An 18,753-nucleotide genomic window follows, 5' to 3' on the forward strand; every position below is an offset into this window, starting at 1 on the left:
ACAAACGGGAAAATTTACCAACTTAGTTCACTCTCGAACCATAGCTTTTACTCTCAGGAGATTATTTCCATTGTTAAAAAAAAATTGTGTTGATTAGTTTTCAGTTTTTACGTTGTAAAGTAATGCTAAATTGCTAAGGCCGAGAGCATAATGGGGATGGTCAACCCCGAAAGCTTTCTCCTTAATAATTAAAGCACGTTGCAAAAGGGGCTCGGCTTCATCATACTTTCCTTGCTTGCGGTAGAGTTCTCCCAAGTTATTGAGGCTTTCTTCCAAATGGGGATGGTCATCTCTCAAGATTTTCTCTCTGATGGCTAAGGAGCGTTGCAAAAGAGGTTCGGCTTCATCATACTTTCCTTGGTAGTATTTCTTTCGACCTAAAAAACTGAGAACCATTGCAGCAGCAGCGCTTTCAGGAGCTAGTTTGGGTATCCCTATCAATAATCCGTAGTAGAGGCCAATGATTACTACTACCCAGATAAAAGGAGAGATACGTTGGGCTTTGTTTTTGTCTTTCTCCTGTTGCGACAACCGATCTGGTTGCTGGAAAATTCGCTCTACATCAACTTCCCCAGACTGTTGCGCTACCACAGGAGGTTGAATTTCCCCCACCACTGGTTTAACCATCCCCACAGTTAACCCACAGATACCAATAAATGTTGCTCTCCACACCAGAGAATATCTAACTATTGCCCTCATTACATTCACTCTTAAACTTGCTTCTATTCAATTATATTTCTTGACAATCAAGCACTTATGCAGTTTCTCAAAGCAATAGTTTAATAGCAAATATAGGACTTACGCAGATACGCTATATATAGCGCTCAAAACTATTGTCCAACAGTTACTTTACTCTATAAATAGTGCCTTTGCGTAAGTCCTGAAATAAATAAATCCTTGTAGAGATATTCCATGGAACACCCCTACATTCTTTATATTCAGTTCCGTAACAGTTTTAACCAGAGGTAATTATCCATTATCAATTAATGAACTTCTTCTTTCTTTTCCTAAAACAAAAAAATCATCCGAATAATTCCCACAGTAATAGTTTCATTATCCTCATCATGTTCGGGATTAATAACTACTAAAACTCCCGGATTAATTGAAATATTGTCATTAATTTGATAGCGATAAAAACTCTCCAAATGCCAAGCTGTATCATCATCATCTGGACCATTATCAGTATCAGTTACTTTAGGTGGATTTCCAACTACAAAACCAAGCAAACTTCCCTGTTTACCTAAGTCAGTAAATCCGAAAGTAACCGCCCAATTAAAAATAGTTGCTTCATCTCCTTCCTTAACCATACCAACAGATTTTTCAGCATCAGCAAAACTCCATCCAGTCCAACCGGAAACTGTGAAATTATTCAAAGCACGCCAACTTCCTTGAATACCTAAATGATCTGCAGAAGTAGGAACTAAATTACCAAATGGTGCATTTGCTCTTCTACTACCTGTTGCTGCTGAGACAAATAACTTCCTTTTTGGATAGTAAGAACGTACATAAGTAACGCCAAAACGGAGGCGATCGCTTGGTCGAATATCTAGTTGTGCTAAACCTGCATTACTACCATTAAAAAATCCATTACTCTCTGTTGGATTTTCTGGATCTCTTGCTAAATATCCTAATGATAAAGTTACCGATTTATTAATATTATAAACAACTGTTACTCCAGCACCTCGTGCCCCTTGAGCATAGATAGGATTGAAGCGTCCAAACCTAGAAATTGCCCCTGATATTCTATTTGCAAAAAGTCTGTTGAAGTTATCAGAAACATTCATATTAAATCTACCGCCAATAGCGTCAACATGAACTCTAAATTTTTTCCCTATTGGAAAGCGATAGAATAATTTACCAATATCAACAGTATTATTAGTATTTCTTTGAAATGCTAAACGAGTCATATTTGTTCCAGTTATTGGTACTCCATAGGCAACAGTATCCAGAGCATCTAAACGAGTTCTAAATAAGTCTCGTCCTGTAAAGCTAGTATTAAAATTCAAACTTACTCGATTATTTAAAACGGTATTATCTTCTAAACTACCACCGCCAGCTTTCTCTTCTCCAAAGACATTACTAATAGCAAATACAATTTCTCCACCTAGTTTAGTTGTGGTAGAAAACTGATTTGCTTCTAGTTCTGTAGTCCGTGCTTCTAGAGCATCTATTCTGCCTTTAATTTCTGCAAGTTCGACAGCAAAATCTTCTTGTAAACGTTGTAAAACTTCTAAATCATCTTTAGTTACTAAGTCTGCTGTAGAGGCAGCAATTAATTCGGTAATTCTGTCTAAACAAGCATTTAAACCTGCGGCAAATTCATAGCGAGTCATAGGACGATTACCACGATAACTACCGTCGGGATAACCAACAATACAACCGTAACGTTCTACTAATGATTGTAATGCTTGAAATGCCCAATCTGTGGGTTGAACATCGGATAATTGAGAGACAGAAGTAACTTGACCCATTGAGTCTGTATTTTGCTCAAGTTGATTTGGTTTAACAATAATTGCATCTTCAGAAACTGGAGTTATATTTGGTTTTGATGATTCTTTTTCTAATGTTTTTCTTTCAGAATTTATTTGTGTATATTTAATTTCATTTGCTTGAGTTACAGCACAAAATATTACGGTTTTATAGAAGATTAATAAAAGACAATTAAACAAAATTTTTGACATATTTAACTCCTAAAAAAAATTGATTTTATTAAAAATAGAACTCTAAAATAAATGCTACTAATAATTCCTATATCACTACGGCAATGGGGAGTGTAATTACCAAAACCCTAGAGTAAACTGTATCAGGACTTACGCAAATCAACCTTTAACCCAGGATTTGTAGGGGCGAATGGCATTCGCCCTCGCTATATGTAGAGTCTCTGCATAAGTCCTGTGTATGATTAATTTTTATCCGTTAAAATAGAATTTATTTCCTCGCCAATAAATAAAGTTCTTGGTTTGCTATATATAGCATTTTAGGGAACAGATTAACTAGGGAATATATCTCATTGATCAGAGAAACTCTATATCTATTATTACAATTAACAATTAATAATTAATAATTAATAATTAATAATTAATAATTAAATAATTCTGGTTTAAAGCCGACCCTTTTAAGGGAAAAAAAAATAATATTTCCTTATTCTCAATCCTCTCGGTTTTAACCAGAGGTAATTATCCATTATCCATTAATGAACACCCAATTAGTTTCTTCAGCGATTAATAAATTATGTCATATTTATCATCCATAATAAAATTTATCATCGGGCAAACTGCCACCAAAAAGTTTAGGATTTTGCTCCAATAAACGAGAATACCAAAACTCTAAATCCTCTTTTGCATCTTTCGCACTCACCATTTCTAATGGCGTATATCCCAGAGATTTTTTAATAACAGGAGCTTTCAAACCTAGATATTTTGCTCCCAAAGCAGCAGCATCATCAGGATTTTTTTGAGACCAATTTACAGCCTCAACTAATCCATTTTGAATAATCTGAATTATATCGGGATATTTATCGATTAAAGAAGTTAAAGCTAAAGTTCCTGCCTGGGGAAAACGAGGCGCTCTACCTGTCACTTTTCCCCATTCTTCTTGTAAATTAATTGCCAGTTTTATATCTAATCCTTGTTGTTGACCGCGAAGTTCAGCACCAGTACCCGCAGGTTCAGATAAAAGAGCTGCATCACCACGACCAGCTAATAATAATTGCACTGCTTGAGCAAAGTCTGTGGTGTATTGAATTTTTAAATCTTTCTCTGGGTCTAATCCATTTTCTTTGGCTAAATAAAAGAATAATTGAGCAGGCAAACCGCCCCGGAAAGCTATTAGTAATGTTTTGTTTTTTAAATCTTCAAAACTGCGGATATTTTGGCTAGACCAAATATTTAACACTCCCCAAACCAGTACATTAAGTAATTTTATCGGAACTTTTCTTTGATATAGATTTGCTGCGAGGGATGTGGGAGTTGCTGATACTTGTAGCTTTCCTGAAACAGCATCTGCTCGGAGTTGGTCGTGAGTTTTCCAAATACGGAAGTCTACTGTTTCTACTAAGTTTTTAATTGAACTTTGTTCTGCTAAATAGGCTAGCAGAATTGTAATCATAATTGGAGAGCCACCAATGGCTAAGTTTGCCAGTTTTTCCTGAGACTGAGCGATAATTTTTTCTGCTTTTCCCTCAGATAAATTAGTAGTAAATGTTAAACCAGTAGTAGCTAATATTAATTGTAAAAATTGACGACGTTTTTGATTAAGCATTCTTAAATAATTAATAATTAATAATTAATAATTTCCTCTTCTTTTCAAGGAGAGGCTTTAAACCTTAATTATTCGGTAAAATTAGAATCAAAAAAAGTAGACGACTAACGTAAGCAGTCAGCTAGCCTCTTCCAGAGGAACTGCGTTAACAACAACAAGAATATCTCCTTCAGGAAAGTGTTTAAATTAATAACTGACTTTAAGAGCAAGGGAGGTCACTTTTGTAGTAAGACAATTAATTTTGCTCCTAAACTAAAAGCAATAGCTGATAACTGAAATGACTAACTTTTAGAACCAACAAATAATCCAGTTGATAGTCGGAAACAAGTGGCTACTTCTGGAATCATCAAAAGTTGAGAAAGTGTTTTGTAAATGTATGCTTCATCTCTTGCTGTTGACGGTCTATCGGGTTGCCACTCATAGACAATATTACTGGGAGAGGGTGATAAAATAATCAAGTTGTCTGCTACTAAGACTGCTTCTGCTAAGTCATGGGAAACTAAAATAGCTGCCATATTACGTTCGCTCAATAACTTTAACAATAGCCTCTGAAAATCGCGTTTTCTACCAATATCTAAAGCACTAAAAGGCTCATCTAACAAAAGTAGATCGGGTTCCACTGCTAATGCTCTCCCCAAAGCAACTCGCTGCTGCATTCCACCACTAAGTTGATGTGGGTATTGGTTAGCTGCTTTATTAATACCTAATTGTTGAGCTAGAGCGATCGCTATTTTTTGACGTTGTTTTTTAGTTATTCTTTTTGCTTTTAAACCAAAAGCAATATTTTCTAAAGTAGTAAACCAGGGAAGTAGTCTTGCTTCTTGGAAAACATAACTTGTCTGTACAAATTGATTTTTTACCTTACCTGAAGTTGGTTTAATTATGCCTGCTATGATTTGTAAAAGAGTAGTTTTTCCGCAACCAGAAGGTCCTGTTAAGCATAAAATTTTACCTGGTTTTAGGTGAATATTAATATTATTAAGTACCGTGAGGTTACTGTATTTATGGTGAATGTTTTCTAAGACAATCATATTAGCTTGAAGAAGGCAGAAGGCAGGAGGCAGAAGGCAGGAGGCAGAAGGGAAAATTGTATGGGGATTCTAACCCCAAATAATTTTAAGCACCGTTTAGACGGTGGGGTATTAAGCCTATAAGGGAAAAGATAATTACTAACTATAGGAATAATTTTTAAATCTTGGTTTAGTGGTATTTTGGATGCTTATTTATTAAATTTCTAGATTTTATTTTGTAATGAATTATTTTTTTAGCTCCTAATATAATGGCGCTTAGTATCATAAGTAATAGGTTTTACTCTGTCAAAAGACAAGCCGTCAAAGTTCCTCTCTTCCTGTCGCTTAGTTGATTTAGAAGCTCTTAACATTTATTTTAATATTTCCAAAAAATTACTTGACTTATGCAAATAAATATATAATTCTTACTACTAATCACACTGAAAAAAATATCGATAAATGTACTATAGACATTCTGAAAATAGCTATGTTCAATAATTAATTATTAATAATTAATTATTACTTTCCCTAGAAAAGAAGAGGATTGACTCAAAGGTTTTTTTCTTGTTTCTCCTTTAAAGCAGAGGCTTTAAACCTTAATTTTTCAGTAAGTAAATTATTTGGCACAAATCAAACAAGTTGTAAGAGAAAATAACTCTGAAAATATCCAGCTAAAAACCCCTTGGTTAACTGATAAAATAATTTATTAATTAGTTTAAAATTACGGTAATTAATTGCAAAATTTACTCCTTAAAATATAAAAATCAAATATATTATAAATTAATGCTCCTTAAAAAATAATTATAATAGGGATTCAACTATTTTAAGAGATGTTTATATAGTAATTACTTAGAAAATTAGTTAAGGATAAAAGTCATTGATTAGCAAAGAAAAATTGCAACGACTCCTCGAACTAGCAAGTGTTTTTCTCAAAGTAGGTAGTATCGGTTTTGGTGGTATGCCAGCCATTATTGCTATGATTAAATCTGAAGTTACTGATAAGCGAAAATGGCTTACTCAAGACCAATTTATCGACTTTTTTGGTGCTACCAACCTGCTCCCTGGACCAAATACTGTGGAAATTGCTACTCATGTTGGTTATTTGCAAAGTGGATGGTGGGGATTTGCTATTGCTGGTCTTTGTTTAGTTTTCCCATCAGCTCTAATTGCAATTGCTTTGGCTATCCTCTACAATCAATTCGGCTCACTTCCTGAAGTTACACCTTTTCTAGATGGGATTAAACCAGTTGTTCTATCTCTAATTTTACTGCCTGTCTATAAGTTGGGCAAAACAGCAATAAAACACTGGAGTTTGGCAGTAATTGTCATCTTTGTGATACCAGCATCAATCTTGGGATTAAATAACATAATTGTTATTCTTCTTGGGGGATTTTTGGGTATGTTTTGGCTTCATTTTTATCGGGAATTTACCACTGAAACTCCGGCAAATATACCTTCGGAAAATACTAGAATTCGATTACCAAAAACACTGATAATCTTATTGATACTCCTGGGAGTATTTTTATTAATTGATATCCTGACAACATCCGAGATTTCTCTATGGAAACTCAGTAGTTTTTGCCTGAAGGTAGGCAGTTTATTATATGGCAGTGGTTATGTATTAATTGCCTTCCTACAAGATTTAGTAGATCAGTTTCATTGGTTAACTCAGCAACAATTGTTGGATGCTATTGCTATCGGACAAATTACACCAGGTCCTTTGATTTCCAGCGTCACTTTTATCGGCTATTTATTATTAGGATTACCAGGGGCAATAGTAGGGACTATTTCAATTTTATTACCTGCATTTTTGTTTAGTGCTGCACTCAATTCTTTGGTGCCACAAATGCGTAATTTTCGCTGGACTTGTGAATTACTTGATGCGATTAATGTTACTTCTATTGCTTTAATGGCATCTGCTTTTCTGACATTATCTAGATCGACACTTATTAATTGGCAAACATTGTTGATTGCTCTATGTGCTTGTCTGATAAATTTTCGTTGGAAGGTAAATATTATTTTGATGATTTTTGTAGGTGCTATTTCTGGTTGGATACTATTCAGATTTTAATTGTTAACTTCAAATAGACAGTACTGCAAAATCTATAAGAATAAAGTAATAATAATAAAAAAACTCTGAATAAAATTGCCAAAAATAATTCTCTTTAGAAATACTGAAATTATCTTTACTTTTGTTTCTTCCTTCTTTGTTCCCTCCTGTCTCCTGTCTCCTGACTCCTGACTCCTTTGCTTTAATGGCATCTGCTTTTCTGACATTATCTAGAACGACACTGATTAACTGGCAAACTTTGTCGATCGCTATATGTGCTTGTCTGATAAATTTTCGTTGGAAGGTAAATATTATTTTGATGATTTTTTTAGGTGCTATTTCTGGTTGGATACTGTTCAGATTTTAATTGTTAACTTCAAATAGGCAGTACTGCAAAATCTATGAAGAATAAAACTCTGAATAAAATTGCCAAAACAGCTTTTTTGTCAAAAATAATTCTCTTTATAAATACTGAAGTTATCTTTACTTTTGTTTCTTCCTTCTTTGTTCCCTCCTGTCTCCTGTCTCTTGACTCCTTCTTCCCTCCTGACTCCTGTCTCCTGTCTCCTGACTCCTTCTTTACTTATTTTTTTCACCATAATTCCAAGGTTCTAAAAATCTACGGATGGGGCGAATAACTAAATATTCAGATATCAAAATTAATACCACTGTTACAACCACCCATGCCATTACTTCCGCCGTATCAAGATTAATTCTAGCTAGATTCATTTCTGCACCAATACCTGTTTCTGATGATAATAATTCAGACATTATTGCTACTCGCCAAGCCAATCCTAATCCAGATGTTATTGAAGGAAATAAACTTGATAATAAATGTGGATAATATAAGTCTAATAATAAATTTTTGATAGGGATTTTAAAAGTAAAAGCCATTTCGATTAGCTGTGAATTGATATTTCTCACACCTTCCACAGCACCAATAAAAATAATTGGTAAAGTAGCAACAGCAACGGTAAATATTGAAGTAGAATTACCAGTGCCAAACCAAAGTAATGCAATTACAATCCAAGCAATAGGTGGTACTCCTTGCAAAGCAGTAATCAGAGGTCTGACTGCTCGACTAATCAAAGGTTTTATACCAGCTATTATTCCGAGCAAACTGCCACTTAATGTTGCTATTGTGAAACCACTAATGGCATTTAAAGTAGTAGTTAAAATAGCCAAAGTTAATTTATTTGCCGTTGCCAAATTTTTCAGAGCAACTAGAGTTTCTAGGGGAGAAGGTAGAATGATTGAACTATAGTGCATTGCTAGTATTTGCCATATAGTTATAAATCCTAGAAAACCTATTAATTCAGGTAAAATAACTTGAATTAGTTTGAATATATTTTTATAAAATTTATCGGATTTAATTATCAACTTAATCACCAACTGTTGTTTTAAAAGAACTTGACAACACTCTAGTGTAGGATGGCAGAAATAACTAACCAGTTACAAAATCCTAAAAGCTTTACCAATTAATACTTTTGACTTTTGTAAGGGCGAATGGCATTAGCCCCTACGACTTTTGACTTCCGCGTAGCGGCACTAGACTAATGGGTAATTTAGGTGAGTAATTAAATAGGTACAAAACATCCGATCCTTGACTACATAATTACCATAAATATCTGTTCTATAAAACTGAGACAAAGCGTCACATAACGAGACGAATTGATGTTTACTTCCTGCTTCTACTGAGGCCGTCGGCGGTTACTCATCCACAGGCATTCACGGTCGAGCCGACCGCATCTCTCAAATTTATACTTGCGTTTAAATCTCTATCTATTGACAACCCACATTCAGGGCAATCATAAGTCCGATTATTTAATGGCATATCCTGAACATGACCACAGTTAGAACAAGTCTTCGATGATGGAAAAAACCTGTCAACTAATACTAACTCAGAACCGTACCACTGACACTTATATCCAAGTTGTCTCCTAAATTCATAAAATCCTTGGTCTGCAATTGACTTAGCTAGCTTATGGTTAGCTAAGATACCGCGAACATTCAAGTCTTCTATGACAACACCGCCGTGGTTTTTGGCTAAGTATGTTGTCAATTTATGAAGTACGTCTTTGCGGATGTTAGCTACTTTTGTGTGTAGCTTCGCAATTTTAAGTTGTGCTTTTTGCCAATTAGTAGAACCAACAATTTTATTCCGATTGAGGTATTGTAGTCGGGAAAGCTTGGCTTCAAACTTACGGTATGAGTTCGCACTTTCAAATACTTTTCCATCACTTAAAGTTGCTAATGTCTTAATACCTAAATCTACACCTACAACTTCAGTAGTTTTTGGAGTTGGAGCTTGAGTAAATTCATAGCTGCAACTTAAATACCATGAACCCGCTTGTCTACTAATAGTTATTTTTTGAGTTGTTGCCTCAATGGGTTCATAAGTTCTAACAACACCAATAAAAGGTAATTTGTGATTCCAACCATTTAGTTCTATCGGTTTTCCACAATTATCTATCGTGAAGGAATCGTGTTTGCCTTTCTTCTTAAACTTTGGATATTTACCTAACCCTTGAAAGAACCTTTTAAATGCCTCACCCAAATTGATGAAAGCATATTGATAAACCCTAGAGGACAAGTTTTTCATCCAGGGATAAAAGGGTTTTGTATGGTTAGTAAAAACCTCTCTCAACTTACGAGCATTTGGTTTATAACCATCTTTGTAAGCTGCATTCCACAAACTTAACCCCCAATTATAACACCATCTGCCATAGCCTGCGTGTTGAGCCATCAGAGTTTTCTGCCGATTATTTAATTTGAGTTTGGTTCTAATGGATTTCATATACGGGTGAGCGCAGCCTGTCTAATAGTATGCTAATGCATTATATCGTTATTCTTTGATTAAGTCAATTCTCTTTGAACTGCTGACACTAAATCTTCAATCCTCCAATTTGTTCAAAATTTTTTAACGCGCTTGAACTCGATAATTTCGATTAGACAGCGATCGCTTTTTATTTATCCAGGAGTTCTGGGGTTTTGATTGCCAGCTAATTGTCTCTGAGCAAGGCATTAAACCCTTCTTGCGTAAAATGGCGATCGTAAGTCATTATTTCCCATAACCCCTGTTCTTTCATAACTAGCATGGAGGCGCAGTCGGTGAGACTATAGCCTTTGTCCAGTCGTTGTTGGTAGAACTTGATCGCATTCTCGAACTGGTCGGTGGTTTGGGGAATAATTTCTATGTTTGGATCGTCACGCAAAGCTTCAACAATTTCTATTGCAACCTGCCACAGATATTCTCCTCGGTTGGATAAAGCGTTCAGTAGTTCCGTTAGTACCATCTCCGTAGTTACACCACCATAGAAACCATTGCTTTCGGAGACTGCGACCGCTCGATCATGTAAGTCGTCGCGTTCGTCTGCCAGCGCTTGAAGATAAGAAGTATCTAAAAATATCCTTCTCATTCTTCTGTTGGTACTCCATACATATAGCTTTCAAAGTTGCGAGCAAAATCCTTTGGCAGTTTTTCCCATTCTTCCCGGGGAACTTTAGCGCCTATTTCTTTGATTTTTTGCCAGAAGGGTTTAACCGCAGGTTCCGAAGGGTTTTTTTTCGCTCGCAGGGGTTTTTGCATCGTCTTGAAGAAATTCTTCTAAGGCTTCCTCTGCTTGTTGCCCCAATTGCAATTGGGATTTGTCAGAGGCTTCTTGCACCCTTTTTTTCGAAGCAATCTCTTCTAAAATTAGAGTAGCAATGCCATCTTGTTCTGATTCTCGGAGTTTGGTTAAGGCTGCGATAGCCTCTTCTAATAGTTTTGTCATTTTCTGGTTTGATTGATTTTCTAGTAGGTTTGTTTGAAGTCAGAAGTTAGGGTTTTTCAAATTAGTTAAACCGCATAAAAATTATACCATTTACAGCAGTTTTGGAGTTGATGAGGTACAAAATTTGGTAGTCCTGCATAGTAATGGTATACAAGAAACAAGGGATGCTTGGCACGGGAGCAAGATGCTCCCACTAACGTATGTGGAATGGGCATCCTGCCTGTTCCTGTTCCGCACGACCATTAAAATGCACCACCACCCAAAATTTTAGGACTTTAGAGAGTAGGGAAAAAAATATTAATTTTAAAACTGTACCTCATTATCCTAAAAGAGGAAGCAAGTCAAAAACCTACGAAGCACTACCAATCACAATATCGCGCACTCGCACAGGTACACAACTATGAGTCATTTGAGCTAACTGCATAGGTTCCCCTTTCCCACAAATATTCGTACCGCACTGCTCCCTTTCTGCAACACTTCCCACCGCATCAACACTATTCCAAAAATCTGTAGTCATTGAATGATAAGTAACATCTTTCAACATTCCCACAACCTTCCCTTTTTTCACCTGCCAAAACGCATCTCCACCAAATTGAAAATTCCGTCGTTGTTGGTCAATAGAAAAACTACCAACACCATCAATTAAAATCCCATCTTCAGTATCAGCAATCATTTCGTCTAAAGTCGCAGTATGACTACCATCATCAGGACCCGCTTCTAACCCCAAATTCGGAATGCGCACCATCGGTACACTCGACCAACTGTCAGCAAAAGCACAACCATTACTACTACCACGTCCAAGTCGATAAGCTGTTTCTCTGTCTGTGAGATAATCAACTAATACCCCATCCTTAACAACATACCACTCTTGTGACTTCACACCCTCATCATCATATCCCATAGTACTACGGCCACCTGGTTGAGTGCGATCGCATTTAAAATTCACCCAGGGAGCAGCATATTGAAGTTTACCCATTTTATCTGTAGTGGCAAAACTGGTACCAGCAAAATTAGATTCATAACCATAAACCCTATCTAATTCCGTGGGGTGTCCAACAGATTCGTGGATGGTTAAAAATAGATTCGTTGGTTTTAAAATTAGAGTGGAGCGAATATCCGCAGGTCCTTTGGGAGCATAAACTTTTTCAATTGCTTCCTCAGCAACTCGCTCTACCTGACTCAATAGATCCGTGGGGTTAATATGCTCATAACCAATATTCAAAGGAGGTCGTTCATAACTACGACTTTGAGCATCACTATTAGCAATAGCTGTGCAAGAAAACCCAGGATAACTGCGGTAAATTGTTTGTTCAATTAAGGAATCATTTGTAGAAGCAAATATTTTCTCTTCTTTACTAAAGCGGAGAAAAGAAGCAGCTTTTTTCACTCCCCGCTCCTCATAACTCAATAACTTCTCATTCAAATTTAAAAGTAATTCTGCCTTTTCGCCAATAGGTACTGCAAAAGGGTCAATTTCAATTGGAGTAATATAACTATCGCGGTGGGTTTCCACAGGTACTAACTTTACTGGTGTCCGTTGAGAGAGACGACTACCCTTAGCAATATTTACTGCTAGAGCAACAATTCTAGCTACCTCTTCTAGACTTTGGCGATGACTGGCAGCAAAACCCCATGAACCATTGAGCAAAACTCTCACCCCAAAACCAGAATTAACCTTATCTTCTAATCTATTGAGAGAGCGATCGCGAGCTGTTAAATTTTGAGAATGATAAGTACATAAGCGAATATCTCCATATTCACATCCGGACTGACGAATTAGGTCTATTGCGAGGGTAGCTAATTCTGTAGTTTGAATTTTTGCTGGTGCTTGTACCATTATATGTTAGTCTTAAACTTTATCTAATTTATAGCAGGGAACAGGGAATAGGGAATAGGGAATAGGAAACAGGGAACAGTAACAAAAGCTTTTCTCTGTCTCAGGTTCATCATCAACATAAACATAAGTCCTAACCAACTCGTTCCTTGCTATATTTTATATGATGCGCTATTTTTTTCCAAAATTTGGTGTCCTGCAACCGTAATGGTATTGATGGAATTTGGGATAAATTACCTAATAGATATCTCCTCCAAAAAGAGGGAACAGGGAACAGGGAACAGGGAGAAATAATTGATAATTTATGGATAAGAATTGATTTTATTTTTTATTATCGGAGATGTCTAATAATCAGGACTTACCCACGGACACTAAATACAGTGAGGGCGAATGCCATTCGCCCCTACATACCCACTCCCCCACTACCCAAAATTTGAGGAATTAGCTATGCCCAATCAATATTTATCTCCAAAAAATCTGTTAAAATCAAAATTTTTATTAAAATTTATTGGATTAGTAGGAACACTGGTAATTCACTTTAGTTTTACTCGGCCAGTTTTTGCCGCCTTCTTAACAAACTGGTTTTTTGACCCAGACAATAATCAACTCCAGTTTACTCTCCCATCAGGTACAGCTCCTAGTTTTTCTTTGGAAAATAAACCAGCTCGTCTAATTGTATACATTCCCAATACAGAGGTTAGTGTAGATGTGACTGAGTTATATCCGGCAGGTTTGGTACGCCGAGTTAGTCTTTCTCAAGAGCAACCAGAACAAGCAAAAGTTATTATAGATTTTGCTCCAGAAGTGGTTATCTCTAGCAAACAAGTACAATTAGAACAGGTCGAACCACAGGAAAATAGTTGGCAGTTAAGTTTACTTGTAGCTGAGGGGGAATTTTCAGAGCCAGCAGAGGCCATAATTTCAGATCGACAGCCAACTGAGCCAGAAAATACAGAATTAGAAAATTCTCAAACTAGCAACCAACAGCTAACTGAGCCAGAAAATACAGAATTAGAAAATGCTCAAACTACCGAAGAAGAAGAAAATAATCAAACTTCTACTCAACCAAAGCAAGATAGTGTAGGTTTATTAGACACTGCTCCGGAACAAGAATCTCCTTTACCAAACCCAGGGCCTTCTGCAGAGCCTTCCGTACCATTTTTGGTCATTCCCACTGACAGGCCAGGTAGACTTAGGTCCCCAGTAATAGATGCTCTGGGTAATGAAAAGCCGGAAACGGAAAGTTCTCAGGTTGTAGAAACACCCACACTTGAGACTACAGAGGAAGAAGAGACAGTTATTTCACTTCCTCCAGAGTCCACAGAAAAACCCAAAGACAATACTACAGAATCAGTAGATATAATTACTTTTGGAGAACCTTTGCCTGGGTCATCGGGGCAAAAACAATCTGAAGATGATATTGCCATATTAATTGAGGAAGGAGAAGTCATAGGTTTAATTTATCCATCTCAAGATGTTACATTACCACGAGATATTGAGATACAGGAAGTTTTGCTACTCAAAGAGGCGATCGTTGACGAATCTGGTAGAGTTATAGTACCAGCTAGAACACCTGTAGTTGGTGGTTTTGATACTACCACTCATGGAAGTAAATTTATCGCTAGGGCTATATATGTAGATGAGCGCTTAATTCCTTTTTCTGCTGAATCAGAATTACTCCGAGGCCATCGTAATATAAATGAAAAAGTTTTGGCGGCCAGTAGCGCTGGTGGGGGGTTAGGATTATTACTACTGACAGGTTCAGGTTTTGGTTTTCTGGCAGGAGCAGCTCTTGGTGCTGGTAGTGTTGTTTTTACTTCTCCTCGTCCTTTTATCCTAGAAGGCAATAGTATTATAGAGGTTCGTGTAGTTGAGGATTTACCTAGTTCTAGGTTTTACGAGGATATTGGCAGTTTTTAGAGGTAGGTCAAGGGAATTAGTAACCAGGTCTCTACAAAAAATTAGGCGTTGCTGATTTGATGTAGGAAATTCAACATCGGTATATATCACCCAAAACGATAGTGGGAATTATATCTATTTCTGACTCTAAAGTCACGGAAAAACTTCTTTCTAGCTGCTACTCGGTCCTCCTGAGTTCTGTGAAATCATCAGCGTAACACACCGAAAATTAAAATCCAGTAGGGTGCGTTACATTTCATTAACGCACCCTACTAGATTGACTTCTCCCCTACTCCCCCACTCACCCACTCCCCTACTCCCTACTCCCTACTCCCTTAAAAGTTATTTTCAGGAGCATTTCCCCCTGGCCCTAATTGATCGGGTAAGAAGAGGTTTTGAGCACTATCGTTTTGATAGATACAATTAATCTCTGGGTCGTCATTAATATTTCCGGTATAACCAAAAGTATTCATTCTGTTTTTACAATTGCGTACTTCCTCGTTGTTGACTAAGTTTCTTTTCTCCAGAATTGACCAGTTATTTCTGCGGATGACACACCCTGGTTTTATATTTGGTTGAGATACATATACATTAAAAGGATTTAGAGTCAAGAAAACTCTCATATTCGTTACCATAGCACTAGCTCCAAACTGTACACAAAGTTCTGGGTTTGGTACGCTGCGATCGATAAATTCACGAGAGGCCACATTTTGGGGAGTAAAATTAGCGGTGGAGCTAAAGGCAATGCCGATGCCAATTCCTAAAACAAATACTCCTCCTAATATTGCTATAGTGGCATAGTTGAATCTAGATGGTTCGGTGGTAGTTTGAGGTCTACGTTTCATATAGATTATAAATAAAGTTAAGTTATAGAACTTCTTAGATTATAATTCTCAAATTAGAGCGTTTGAGTCAAAATTTAAAAGTCAAAAGTCAGATAACCTCCTAATTTTGATTTTTTTGATTTACTTTATTGAGCAATGTTAAGTTTTATGTTATAATTATCTTAAGTATAATAAAATTTATACATAAATATAGTCATATATAGTCAAGTGATGTCAAATATCTTCGTTAGATTTGTACAAAAGTGATTAAATATTTGACAACATTTAATCACTTTTGACTATCTGTATTAATGGTATAATCAAATTTGCCCAGAGTTACTGGGTTAATCAATGAGTTATGTGAACGGTTCTCTAAACATAATGAGAAAAGCAGCTCTCTTATATCTTTGACTATGGGATAGAGAAGCCAGTGCGCCCTTGCGGGTTTCCCGACAGTCACGCAACTGGCGTGGTGTTGTAGTGCCTCCTCCGGAGGAGCTGCGCTAACACGAGTGTCAGGGTAACTCCTGCAAAATAAGGATATGTCATATTTGACTATATTTTTATGAACTATATACTTACAATATCTGGGTATCATAAACATTCAAAACAAATATATAGGACTTACGCAGATACGCTATATATAGCGCTTAAAACTATTGTCCAATAGAACTTACACTCTATAAATAGTGCCTTTGCGTAAATCCTGATATAGTTAAATATAGTCATATGGTCTCCAGAAATTTGGGCGACTATTGACATAATCTAACAATGTCTGTGATATAACGAAAATCAAATATCCTCAAGAGTCAACGATCTGAGTTCAATAGGGTGAAATTCCTGGACTGACACGCTACCTCTAGACACATCAGAACCTATGTCCAAGCCTCTGTATTATGACCAAGTAGAAATTGAATCAGGGAGATAATCATGCAAAGAGGAAAAGAAAAAAGCAGTCCCAAATGCTTTTAGCTATGGGATAGAGGGTGTTGTAGTTTACCCAGTCAAGGTAACACTTGCAAAATAATGATACGTCATATTTGACTATATTTTTATGAACTATTAGTATTTTTTAATCAGGATAGAGTAGTGTCTGTCGAGACTATAGAAAAACGTTCCACTTCCACAGTCCGTAAACCTGCACCACGTTATCGTGTATTACTCCATAATGATGATTTTAATAGTATGGAGTATGTAGTGCAGGCATTGATGAAGACAGTGCCGAGTCTAACTCAACCCCAAGCTGTCGATATTATGATGGAAGCTCACAGTAACGGTATTGCATTGGTTATTACCTGTGCTTTAGAACACGCTGAGTTTTATTGCGAAAATTTAAAAAATCAGGGACTAACTAGCACTATAGAACCTGATGATTGATTTAATTGTAATATAGAAACCGAGTTTCGACCTTGAGAAGCTCGGTTTCTCATTTGTATAGGTGTTGGTAGTGCCTAATTTATCATTCAGCAAAATAGCAAAGTTTCCGGTTCCTATAAGAGTAGGAATTTTTATTTTAACATTACTTCTGAGTTGGATACCACTAGCAGCACCAATATATTTTTTTGGGCAAGATGCAAATTTGGCGAGTATATTGGCGATCGCTCTCCTATATATAGAGTTTATTATTTTGGTCCAGTTTTGGGGAAAGAAAGTTTATCAACAACCACATCTACTACGTCGCTACGGTTTAGAAATAAGTAGGCGCAACTTTCAGAATTTTTTTCAAGGTTTAGGAATAGGTTTATTTAGCTTATTTGGTTTTTTTATTTTAGAAGCGCTCCTGGGATGGGTAATATGGCAGTCACCTTCAGCAAAGTTACCTCAATTTATTCTGGAAGGTTTCTTGGTATCTCTGGGTATTGGTTTTGCTGAGGAGTTACTATTTCGAGGGTGGTTATTGGATGAGTTGGAGCGAGACTACAAACCAAAAGTAGCTTTGTGGGTAAGTAGTTTTGTATATGCTTTACTACACTTTATTAAACCAGTTGAGGAAATTTTGCGGACTTGGTTTCAGTTTCCTGGTTTGGTGTTGTTAGGTTTAATCTTTGTTTGGGCAAAACGTGATGAAGAAGGAAGAAGGAAGAAGGAAGCAGGAAGAAGGAAGCAGGAAGAAGGAAGAAGGAAGCAGGAAGAAGGAAGAAGGAAGAAGTGGATGGAGACTAATTGTAAAGACCTTGTAGATAGGGGGGTATTAAACTCAAAAGAAAAAGATAAATGGATTTATTATCAACAAGAATTATTGGGTTTGCCTATTGGTATTCATGCTGGTTTTGTTTGGGGTTATTACATTATTAATGTGGGTGGTTTAGTTAAGTATTCTAGTGTAGTTGGAGAGTGGATAATTGGGATAAATGGTAATCCTTTGGCGGGTGTAATGGGGTGGTTTTTTTTAGGAGCGATCGCTTTATTTATTCAGCGAAAGTGAAAGGAAGAAGGAAGAAGGAATAAGGAAGAAGGAAGAAGGAATAAGGAATAAGGAATAAGGAATAAGTGGATGGAGACTAATTTTAAAGACCTTGTAGATATGGGGGGTATTAAACTCAAAAGAAAAAGATAAATGGATTTATTATCAACAAGAATTATTGGGTTTGCCTATTGGTATTCATGCTGGTTTTGTTTGGGGTTATTACATTATTAATGTGGGTGGTTTAGTTAAGTATTCTAGTGTAGTTGGAGAGTGGGTAGTTGGGATAAATGGTAATCCTTTGGCGGGTGTAATGGGGTGGTTTTTTTTAGGAGCGATCGCTTTATTTATTCAGCGAAAGTGAAAGGAAGAAGGAAGAAGGAAGAAGGAAGAAAGAAGAAAGAAGAAGGAAGAAGTGGATGGAGACTAATTTTAAAGACCTTGTAGATAGGGGGGGTATTAAACTCAAAAGAAAAAGATAAATGGATTGATTATCAACAAGAATTATTGGGTTTGCCTATTGGTATTCATGCTGGTTTTGTTTGGGGTTATTACATTATTAATGTGGGTGGTTTAGTTAAATATTCTAGTGTAGTTGGAGAGTGGATAATTGGGATAAATGGTAATCCTTTGGCGGGTGTAATGGGGTGGTTTTTTTTAGGAGCGATCGCTTTATTTATTCAGCGAAAATGAAAG

17 protein-coding genes are annotated in these 18,753 nt (G+C 36.5%); 6 read left to right on the forward strand and 11 right to left on the reverse strand.

Translation table 11 applies throughout. The annotated features are described in order from the left end of the window. Window positions 1-93 precede the first annotated feature (93 nt). The 4 genes from F6K15_RS27440 to F6K15_RS27455 all read right to left on the reverse strand — a co-directional run bounded on the left by F6K15_RS27440 (window position 94) and on the right by F6K15_RS27455 (window position 5,291). Window positions 94-699 carry a tetratricopeptide repeat protein gene (locus tag F6K15_RS27440; protein WP_293067074.1) on the reverse strand — a complete coding sequence of 202 codons (606 nt, stop codon included), beginning with the start codon at window positions 697-699 and terminating at the stop codon, window positions 94-96. 308 nt (window positions 700-1,007) lie between these two features. After that, window positions 1,008-2,681, reverse strand: coding sequence for an iron uptake porin (locus tag F6K15_RS27445; RefSeq protein WP_293067077.1), 1,674 nt, complete (start codon window positions 2,679-2,681; stop codon window positions 1,008-1,010). A gap of 562 nt (window positions 2,682-3,243) precedes the next feature. After that, entirely contained in the window at window positions 3,244-4,260 is a 1,017-nt protein-coding gene (locus F6K15_RS27450) for an ABC transporter substrate-binding protein (RefSeq protein WP_293067080.1), read from the reverse strand. 281 nt (window positions 4,261-4,541) lie between these two features. Then, window positions 4,542-5,291, reverse strand: coding sequence for an ABC transporter ATP-binding protein (locus tag F6K15_RS27455; RefSeq protein ID WP_293067083.1), 750 nt, complete (start codon window positions 5,289-5,291; stop codon window positions 4,542-4,544). An 856-nt stretch (window positions 5,292-6,147) separates the two neighbouring features. Between F6K15_RS27455 and chrA the strand changes: the two genes are divergently transcribed. Continuing rightward, a complete protein-coding gene (chrA, locus tag F6K15_RS27460; RefSeq protein ID WP_293067086.1) occupies window positions 6,148-7,341 on the forward strand; it encodes a chromate efflux transporter in 1,194 nt (397 codons plus the stop codon). Between the two features lie 425 nt (window positions 7,342-7,766). Here the strand turns inward: chrA and F6K15_RS27465 are convergent, their stop codons facing one another. The 6 genes from F6K15_RS27465 to F6K15_RS27490 form a co-directional block, all read right to left on the reverse strand. Continuing rightward, a complete protein-coding gene (locus F6K15_RS27465) occupies window positions 7,767-7,919 on the reverse strand; it encodes a hypothetical protein (protein WP_293067089.1) in 153 nt (50 codons plus the stop codon). Continuing rightward, window positions 7,900-8,709: an ABC transporter permease gene (locus F6K15_RS27470; protein WP_293067092.1), complete on the reverse strand. Its 810-nt coding sequence runs from the start codon at window positions 8,707-8,709 to the stop codon at window positions 7,900-7,902. Before F6K15_RS27470 ends, F6K15_RS27465 begins: the two co-directional genes overlap by 20 nt. Before the next feature lie 325 nt (window positions 8,710-9,034). Then, window positions 9,035-10,117 (reverse strand): RNA-guided endonuclease TnpB family protein, encoded by a 1,083-nt coding sequence (locus F6K15_RS27475; protein WP_293067095.1) that lies wholly within the window; start codon window positions 10,115-10,117, stop codon window positions 9,035-9,037. A 205-nt stretch (window positions 10,118-10,322) separates the two neighbouring features. Then, a complete protein-coding gene (locus F6K15_RS27480) occupies window positions 10,323-10,739 on the reverse strand; it encodes a type II toxin-antitoxin system VapC family toxin (protein WP_293067097.1) in 417 nt (138 codons plus the stop codon). 120 nt (window positions 10,740-10,859) lie between these two features. Beyond that, complete coding sequence (locus F6K15_RS27485) at window positions 10,860-11,096, reverse strand: hypothetical protein (RefSeq protein ID WP_293067099.1); 237 nt, start codon at window positions 11,094-11,096, stop codon at window positions 10,860-10,862. A 349-nt stretch (window positions 11,097-11,445) separates the two neighbouring features. Continuing rightward, window positions 11,446-12,933, reverse strand: a complete 1,488-nt coding sequence (locus F6K15_RS27490) for a TldD/PmbA family protein (RefSeq protein WP_293067102.1) — start codon at window positions 12,931-12,933, stop codon at window positions 11,446-11,448. Window positions 12,934-13,320: 387 nt separating this feature from the next. Here F6K15_RS27490 and F6K15_RS27495 point away from each other — a divergent pair, with 387 nt between their 5' ends. Continuing rightward, window positions 13,321-14,850 (forward strand): AMIN domain-containing protein, encoded by a 1,530-nt coding sequence (locus tag F6K15_RS27495; protein ID WP_293067105.1) that lies wholly within the window; start codon window positions 13,321-13,323, stop codon window positions 14,848-14,850. A gap of 314 nt (window positions 14,851-15,164) precedes the next feature. Here F6K15_RS27495 and F6K15_RS27500 read toward each other — a convergent pair whose 3' ends face one another. Further along, window positions 15,165-15,674, reverse strand: coding sequence for a DUF3172 domain-containing protein (locus tag F6K15_RS27500; protein ID WP_293067108.1), 510 nt, complete (start codon window positions 15,672-15,674; stop codon window positions 15,165-15,167). A 1,068-nt stretch (window positions 15,675-16,742) separates the two neighbouring features. On the opposite strand from F6K15_RS27500, the gene clpS reads away from it, so the two are divergent. The 4 genes from clpS (at window position 16,743) to F6K15_RS27520 (ending at window position 18,750) form a co-directional block, all read left to right on the forward strand. After that, window positions 16,743-17,030: an ATP-dependent Clp protease adapter ClpS gene (gene clpS / locus F6K15_RS27505; RefSeq protein WP_293067111.1), complete on the forward strand. Its 288-nt coding sequence runs from the start codon at window positions 16,743-16,745 to the stop codon at window positions 17,028-17,030. Window positions 17,031-17,100: 70 nt separating this feature from the next. Continuing rightward, on the forward strand, window positions 17,101-18,078 hold the full coding sequence (locus F6K15_RS27510) for a type II CAAX prenyl endopeptidase Rce1 family protein (protein ID WP_293067114.1): 978 nt from the start codon (window positions 17,101-17,103) through the stop codon (window positions 18,076-18,078). 157 nt (window positions 18,079-18,235) lie between these two features. After that, window positions 18,236-18,421 carry a hypothetical protein gene (locus F6K15_RS27515; RefSeq protein ID WP_363268831.1) on the forward strand — a complete coding sequence of 62 codons (186 nt, stop codon included), beginning with the start codon at window positions 18,236-18,238 and terminating at the stop codon, window positions 18,419-18,421. A 143-nt stretch (window positions 18,422-18,564) separates the two neighbouring features. Next, window positions 18,565-18,750, forward strand: a complete 186-nt coding sequence (locus tag F6K15_RS27520; protein WP_363268833.1) for a hypothetical protein — start codon at window positions 18,565-18,567, stop codon at window positions 18,748-18,750. Window positions 18,751-18,753: the final 3 nt, after the last annotated feature.

Origin of the sequence: Okeania sp. SIO2B3 (genome assembly GCF_010672525.1) — a bacterium.
Taxonomy (GTDB): Bacteria; Cyanobacteriota; Cyanobacteriia; order Cyanobacteriales; family Microcoleaceae; genus Okeania.

Excerpts from the sequence above, each read along its gene's own strand:
- F6K15_RS27440 (WP_293067074.1), bottom strand. The coding sequence starts at position 699 with ATGAGGGCAATAGTTAGATATTCTCTGGTGTGGAGAGCAACATTTATT.
- F6K15_RS27445 (WP_293067077.1), bottom strand. The coding sequence starts at position 2,681 with ATGTCAAAAATTTTGTTTAATTGTCTTTTATTAATCTTCTATAAAACC.
- F6K15_RS27450 (WP_293067080.1), bottom strand. The coding sequence starts at position 4,260 with ATGCTTAATCAAAAACGTCGTCAATTTTTACAATTAATATTAGCTACT.
- F6K15_RS27455 (WP_293067083.1), bottom strand. The coding sequence starts at position 5,291 with ATGATTGTCTTAGAAAACATTCACCATAAATACAGTAACCTCACGGTA.
- F6K15_RS27465 (WP_293067089.1), bottom strand. The coding sequence starts at position 7,919 with ATGGTGAAAAAAATAAGTAAAGAAGGAGTCAGGAGACAGGAGACAGGA.
- F6K15_RS27475 (WP_293067095.1), bottom strand. The coding sequence starts at position 10,117 with ATGAAATCCATTAGAACCAAACTCAAATTAAATAATCGGCAGAAAACT.
- F6K15_RS27480 (WP_293067097.1), bottom strand. The coding sequence starts at position 10,739 with ATGAGAAGGATATTTTTAGATACTTCTTATCTTCAAGCGCTGGCAGAC.
- F6K15_RS27485 (WP_293067099.1), bottom strand. The coding sequence starts at position 11,096 with ATGACAAAACTATTAGAAGAGGCTATCGCAGCCTTAACCAAACTCCGA.
- F6K15_RS27490 (WP_293067102.1), bottom strand. The coding sequence starts at position 12,933 with ATGGTACAAGCACCAGCAAAAATTCAAACTACAGAATTAGCTACCCTC.
- F6K15_RS27495 (WP_293067105.1), top strand. The coding sequence starts at position 13,321 with ATGCCATTCGCCCCTACATACCCACTCCCCCACTACCCAAAATTTGAG.
- F6K15_RS27500 (WP_293067108.1), bottom strand. The coding sequence starts at position 15,674 with ATGAAACGTAGACCTCAAACTACCACCGAACCATCTAGATTCAACTAT.